At 61.1% G+C, this 6603-nt stretch carries 4 protein-coding genes and 1 pseudogene; all 5 read right to left on the reverse strand.

All coding sequences use genetic code 11. The features are described from left to right. Positions 1-6: 6 nt before the first annotated feature. Entirely contained in the window at positions 7-846 is an 840-nt protein-coding gene (locus tag AC1RMD_RS08740) for an aldo/keto reductase (protein ID WP_492925640.1), read from the reverse strand. A 94-nt stretch (positions 847-940) separates the two neighbouring features. Next, positions 941-1213 (reverse strand): annotated as a pseudogene (locus AC1RMD_RS08745) (hypothetical protein); the annotation flags it as partial. Between the two features lie 170 nt (positions 1214-1383). Further along, positions 1384-2241 carry a PoNe immunity protein domain-containing protein gene (locus AC1RMD_RS08750; RefSeq protein WP_492925642.1) on the reverse strand — a complete coding sequence of 286 codons (858 nt, stop codon included), beginning with the start codon at positions 2239-2241 and terminating at the stop codon, positions 1384-1386. Then, positions 2238-5870 carry a hemagglutinin repeat-containing protein gene (locus AC1RMD_RS08755; RefSeq protein WP_492925644.1) on the reverse strand — a complete coding sequence of 1211 codons (3633 nt, stop codon included), beginning with the start codon at positions 5868-5870 and terminating at the stop codon, positions 2238-2240. The genes AC1RMD_RS08750 and AC1RMD_RS08755 overlap by 4 nt, the downstream gene beginning before the upstream one ends. Before the next feature lie 86 nt (positions 5871-5956). After that, positions 5957-6603 (reverse strand): hemagglutinin repeat-containing protein (locus AC1RMD_RS08760; RefSeq protein WP_492925646.1); only part of this gene is annotated, 647 nt, incomplete at its 5' end.

The following is a 6603-nucleotide window of genomic DNA, read 5'->3' on the forward strand; positions in this document are numbered from 1 at the left end:
TCCTGTTTAACGCATGTCGAGCACTCTGGCCCGACGGGGTGGAGGAAACGCCAGATCCAGCGCGGCCAGATCCTGCGGGGAGAGTTTGATATCGGCCGCGGCGCGGTTGGCGCGCACGTGTGCCGGGGCGGTGGCCTTGGGGATGGCGATCACGCCGTCCTGATGCAGCACCCAGGCCAGCGCGATCTGCGCCGGCGTCACGCCGTAGGCATCGGCGACGGCGCGCAGGCCGGGGTTGTCCAGCAGCGCGGCCTGTTCGCGGCCGTGCGATTCCAGCGGCGAGTAGGCCATCAGCGGCATGCCCTGCTGGCGGCACCACGGCAGCAGATCGAATTCGATGCCGCGCTTGCACAGGTTGTACAGCACCTGGTCGGTGGCGACGGCGCCGCAGCCGACGGCGTCCTGCATGCTTTCGAGGTCGAAGTTGCTGACGCCGTAGGACTTGATTTTGCCGGCCATCTTGAGCGCTTCGAAACCGGCGACGGTTTCGTCCAGCGAGTAGTGGCCTTGCCAGTGCAGCAGGTAGAGATCGATGCTATCAACCTTCAGGCGGCGCAGGCTGCGCTCGCACGCGGCCTGCGTGCCTTCGAAACTGGCGTTGTGCGGATAGACTTTGCTGACCAGGTAGACCTCGTCGCGGCGGCCGGCGATGGCGGCGCCCACCACTTCCTCGGCACCGCCCTCGCCATACATCTCGGCGGTGTCGATCAGCGTCATGCCGAGGTCCAGGCCCAGTCGCAGTGCGCGGATTTCATCGTTCTTGCGGGCGGATTCCTCGCCCATGTTCCAGGTGCCCTGCCCCAGCACCGGCACGATTGATCCCAAAGGGAAGCTCACAGTTTTCATCGTGGCACCTGCCGTTAAAAAGCGTATGGTATCTCCAGTGGTGCTTTTTTGGCAAATGCGCGGGTCCATTTGAATTCGAAGCGCGTGTCTTTGATAGCACCAGCACGTTTTCCATCCAGACGATGTCGCTGGTCAGGTGGCTGATCTGGTCGGCGCTCAGCGCGATGCCCGGGCGCAGCCCGTCGCGCACCAGGCGCTGTTCATAGAAGCCGTCGCCCAGACGTTTTTGCGTGACGGCCGGATCGGTGTCGAGCGCCTTCAGCAGATAGTCGCTGCTGATCCAGTCGCCATGATTGGCGAACTGCGGACGGGTTTCGAACACGTAGCTGCCGTTGGCGTTCGGGTTCAGCAGCGACAGCCCGTTCGGCGCCACCTTGACCACCGTGCCGCTGTCGGCGGCGTTCTGCGCCAGGCTATTTCTTTAGTTGTCGATAACGCTGCCGCCGACGCTGAAAAGCGAAACTTTCATGTCAAGTTCAATGGCTCTTCAAGGGACATTTTTCACATCCAGCCCAGATTGTTAAGCCGCACCGGGCTTCAACGCACACCACCAAATAGCATCTTTAGGAAACCAAGTTTTGCATCAGGCCGCTTTGCATGCGTGCTCGGTCCATTCGGGCGCAGCAAGTCACCAGGATAATGTTCATGTCCCAAGCACAAGGTGTCGTCGATATGAAATACTTTTGCCACGACAGCTGCTTCGATGCACCAACGCCCAAAATAGCTCCCTTTCTCCAGTGGGTGCTTAATAGGATCGCCATAGATATACCACCAAAGCTCATCTTTGCCTTTACGAGCCAACTCCAGATACCAGTTATCTACGAACTTGTATAAGAGTTCGGGCTGCTGCTCTTTTGGCGCATCTACCGCCTTGAGCAAGCGGGCATACGGTTTGGGATGCAACAGAGCAGTGCCGATGACACGATCCTTCTGGCGGGTTGCCATGACACGGTCGAGCAATTCGTCCTGCCCAGCCGTACCAATTAGCACCACCAAGCGGTTCCATTGATCATCAGGAATCTCCAATGTGAGCGCTAGTCCTACAAGCCAAAAGCACCAGTTATAGTAATTCAAATTGACGAGTTCAACGGGCCAGTCGCGACAAGCTTCCAGATGGTGTTCCTTACATACTTCGCTGGCTAGGCGATTGGAGAGCTCCCAGCCGTTAAGTAGAACAAGAAAGTGCTGGGCTAGTTCGTTGATGTCATCTCCTCGAGAATAGCGCAGCGCCATAATTCGGAACGCGTACTTACAGTGTTCAAACCAGTACTGTGGCGCATAACCAAGATTACTTGGGGGTTCGTCCAAAACCGACAAATCAGCCGCAACTGTGGCTTGAAACTTTTTAACTCGTCCGTTCCAATATGTTTGATCTCCTAACGAGGCGCGAATCATGGATGTGCTCCCGCCCCGTTCATCTTGGGCAGAATTATCTTTGAAGTATCTATCGGTTTGGCTCTGCCTAATCCATCCAAAACTTGTAATTCTGTAGAGCCGTCAGATCGCGTGGTCACAACCCAAGTTTCGGTGCGACCGGCACTGACTGCAGTACGGACATCGATAGCAGTATCAGCACCTACCGCTTTCTCAATCCTACCAGATCCAGTTGTCCAGCTAGTCGCCCCCTGCACCCCATCCGCTGTTTTACTCAAAACCGACGCCCCCGTTTTGCTATCCGTCCCAACAAATTTATATTCAACCACCACATAATCAACACCCGGACGGTTCACCTTGTACAAATCATCTAAGCCCGTCTCGCCAATGCCAGGCATACGCGCCAGTTTTTGCCCGTCTGGCACAAGTTGCTTAACCGTATTTTGGCCAAACAAGTCACCCATCACGCCCTTTTGTGCGGATGTAAGACTCTTCAAATCCAATAAAGCTTGTCCATTGGCGTCCAGTACACCGCCGCTGTTCAACAATGCCTTGGTCGCCAATTTATCGACACCGCTGAGAACTAGCGGGCTCAAAGTAGCTTTCACACCATCAATCATAGCAGGTGACATGCCAGCCATTGCATACGTCGCAGCCGCCGCTTGTGGACTTAGCCCCAAGCTTTGCAGTACCTGCTCACCGTAGGTTACGGACGCCTGTCCCGTTATCACCTTTTTGGTGCCAGCAATCAAGTTGTCAGTCAAGACCGTACCGCTTACAGCGGCTGCCACACAGCCAATGCCGGTAGTGCACGCAAGACCATCGCCCGACAGGCCGGCCGCCGACAGCCCGGCCTGTACTGTCCCCTCTAATCGCGTACCGATCTGGTTTCGCGACAGCCCGTCCTGGAAACCCATTCCAATCGTGTACTGGAACAGTGGACCGTAAATCCTCCCGTCCTGTCCTCGCTGACCGTCGAGCAGAGTCCGTTCCGCCGTCATGCCCTGCCCCATGTCTTGCATGTTCTTCAGGTAGGCATAAGCGGGATCGTCCTTCGGTACACCGTCAGCGCAATGCACCAGCGCGCAGGCGGCGGCCACCAGCCTTGCTTCCTGCCGAGGATCGCCTTTTGCCAACTCGTGAATACGCTTGATTTCAGCGTCATGTAATTGCCGATTATTAGTGTCCGTGGCGAGGGCAGCCGCTCCGCCTACCGTACCGCCCACAGCGGAACCAATTCCCAGCGCAGTGGCTTCGGCCAGACCCTGCGAAATAGTCTTCGCCAACTCAGGATCGACGCCCTGTGCCACCAATGCGTCTCGAGCTTGAACTTGCAGATCATCCAGAACTTTGGCCCTATCGGCAACCACACCAGCGCCAAGGGCGCCACCCAAACCGCCAGTCAATCCACCGCTGACAGCATGCAGCGCTACGCGGTACGCACCACCCTCGTCCCATTTCGCAGCTTCATCCAGCAGTGCCTTTTGTTTCACTTCGTCGGTCTCTTTTGCAGCCTGTGCCTTTAGCGCATCGCGCTGATCGCCTGCATATTGAGCAATCGCCTTCGGCGCCTGCTTGCTGAACTCCTGTGTGATGGCGATCTGGGCGTCGACGTCCTTCTGCAACTGCTGCGCATCCCAGCCTTTGGTCAGCGCGCCAGCCTTGGCCGCAGCCGATTCCGTCGTCACATCGCGATCCACGCCAGCCACGGCTGTCGCCGCATCCTTGCCAGTCGCCAGTTGCTTGGTCTGGTCGGTGATCGCGATCAGCCCTCCGCTGATGCCGCTTGCCGTCGTGCTGCCCTGGTCGCCGCTGGCCGAGCCGAAGCCGCCGCTGGCGCCCGGCTTGCCGTCGGCGGCGGCCTCTTTTTGTTCCTTGCTCAGCGTGTCGGGCAACTTGCTCTGGTCGCCCATCTTGCCGCTGACCGAACCAGACAACGCGAAGCCGCCGGCATCATAATGGTCCTTGTTCTGCAAGTCGCTGGTGGTCAGGCTGCTGGTGACCAGCACGTTGTTGCCCCGGTCGATGGCCGTCTGGCTGCTGCTCAACAGGCCAGCCTTCAGATCGGTGTTGCCGGCCACCGCCACCTGGAAGCCGCCGTCGCCTGCCTTGATGCCGCTTTGTTCCAGCACCGACAGGAAGTCGCCGTCCACATGCGACTTGCCGATGCTGCCGCCCACCGTGCTGGCGCCGTAGCAGAATGGTGGAATGCACAGGCTGGCATTCAAGCCGGAACTGCTTTGCTTGCTGTTGAACTTGCTGCTGTCCTGCAGGCTCTCGATGTTCAGGTTGCCGCCGATGTCGGCCACCACCGTCGGCGCCGCGATCACGCCGCCCTTGAGCGTCGTATCGCCGCCGCTGTTCAGGTTGACCTGGCTGCCGGCAGTCACGTGGCTATTGGTGTAGCCGATGTCGTCGCCGTCGGCCTTGCCGCGTGCCTGGCTCACCGCCAGATCGAGCGTGAAACCGTTCGACGTGCCGCCGATGCCAAAGCCGATGCCGATGCTGCTGCCGCTGGAACTGTTGGTGCTGTGCTGGCTGGCCGTGCTCTGCGCCGCCAGCAAACTCACCTGGTTGTCGGCCGACAGGTTGACGTCCTTGCCGGCCTTGATGTCGCTGCCGATCGCCGTCAGGTTGCTGTCCTTGCCGGCGCCGCTCGCGTTGATGGTCACGCTGCCGCCGGCCGAGACGGTCGAGCCCACAGCCGTATCGCTGGAGCGCACCACCGTGCTGTCGCTCGTCTGATTTCCCAGGCTGATGCTGACCTTGATGCCCGTGTTCTGGACCGCGTTGTAGGCCTTGTAAGCATCTTGCAGGCTGCCCGCCGCGTTCAACGCCGCCAGCGCCTGCATGCGGCCGTCGCTGGTGTTCTTCGCCGCGCTGACCATGCTGTTCGCGCTCTTCAACGCATCGACCAGCGGCACGCTGACCGTGCCGCCGATGGCCGTCTTGTTGTAGGTCGTGTGATCGCTGCTGTCGCTGCTGTTCATGGCAGTGTTGATCAGCACGTCCCTGGCGCCGATGCCGATGTCGCCCCGCGGCGCCGTCACCTCGCTGGCCGTTTGCGTGTACTGCTCGCCCGCCTTCAGCGTCACATTGCCGCCCAGGCTGGCGATCTGGCTGCCCACCTGCGTCACGCTGGCACTGGTGCCCTCGCTCGCGTTCTTGACCGTGCCGATGGCCGGCTGGAACGTCGTGCCGATCGACCCGGACTTCTTGCTGCTGCTCGACGACGCGCCGTCGCTGCTGTTCCCGGCGCTGACGATGCTCAGGTTGCGCCCGGCGTCGATGACGATGTCCTTGTCGGCCACCACCGTGCTGCCGCGGATGACCGTGTCGCGCCCGCTGCTGGCGCTGACGCTGCCGCCGCTGAGCACGCTGCCCACCTGCGTCACCGTGTCGCCGTTGCCGGCCTTGGCCTGCTCGCTCTTGCTGTAGCCGAGCGCGCCGGAGGCGACATTGAACGAGAAGCCGCTGCGCTCGTGTTGTTCGCTGTGCTGCTCGCTGTCGCCCTGCTGCGCGCTGGCCACCAGCAGGTCCCGGCCCGCGTTCAGGGTCAGCGCGCCGGTGGCGCTCAGCTCACTGCCGGCGACGACGATGTCCTTGCCGGACTGCACCGAGACCGCGTCGCCGCTGACACTGCTGCCCACCACCTTGCTGACGTTGCTGTAATCGGCCGAGCTGTTGCTGCTCTTCTTGAACAGGCTGCTCGACTCGTCATGGTGCGCCAGGTCGGTCAGATGTCCTGCACCTGCGTGATGCTGACGTCGCCGCTGGCGGCCAGTTGCACCTTGCCACCGCCGGCCAGGCTGCTGCCGGCGATCGCCAGCGAGCCCAGGCCGCTGTCGCCGGCCTTGACGGTGAGGTTGCCGCCGGCCGTCACCGAGGCACCCACCACGCTCTGATTCTGGCGGATCTCCTTGTCGTACAGCTTGCTGCCCGGATCGTTCTGCTTGCTGATGTTGACTTCGTTGACGACGGCCGCGATGCTCACATCGCGCCCCGCCAGCAGCGTGCCGTTGCCGGCGGCGCCGATCGCCACCTGCGTGCCGCTCAGCTTGATGTCCTGGCCGGCCACCAGCTCCAGGTCGCCGCTGCTGGCGACCTGGCCGGTCTTGTACGTGGTGGCGCTGTCTTTTTCCGTGAAGCCGGCCACCTGCGAGGCGTAGGTGCTGCCGGTTTGCAGCGCGTTGAAGTTGACGTCGAGTCCAGCGACCATGCTGACGCTGGCGCCGGCGATGGTGCCGCCGGTGTCGGTCACGTCGCGCCCGGCCTTGATCGCCAGCGCACCGCCGGCCGTGATGCTGGCCTGGTTGGACAAGGTGGTGTAGCTGCCGCTGGTGTTGACGCTGGCGTATTCCTGCTTGACCGTCAGCGACTGGT

The sequence above is a fragment of the Duganella sp. GW822-FHT06D06 genome, assembly GCF_058799615.1.

What these genes read in the sequence shown, in the direction of transcription:
- AC1RMD_RS08750 (WP_492925642.1), bottom strand. Translation starts at nt 2,241, where the DNA reads ATGATTCGCGCCTCGTTAGGAGATCAAACATATTGGAACGGACGAGTT.
- AC1RMD_RS08740 (WP_492925640.1), bottom strand. Translation starts at nt 846, where the DNA reads ATGAAAACTGTGAGCTTCCCTTTGGGATCAATCGTGCCGGTGCTGGGG.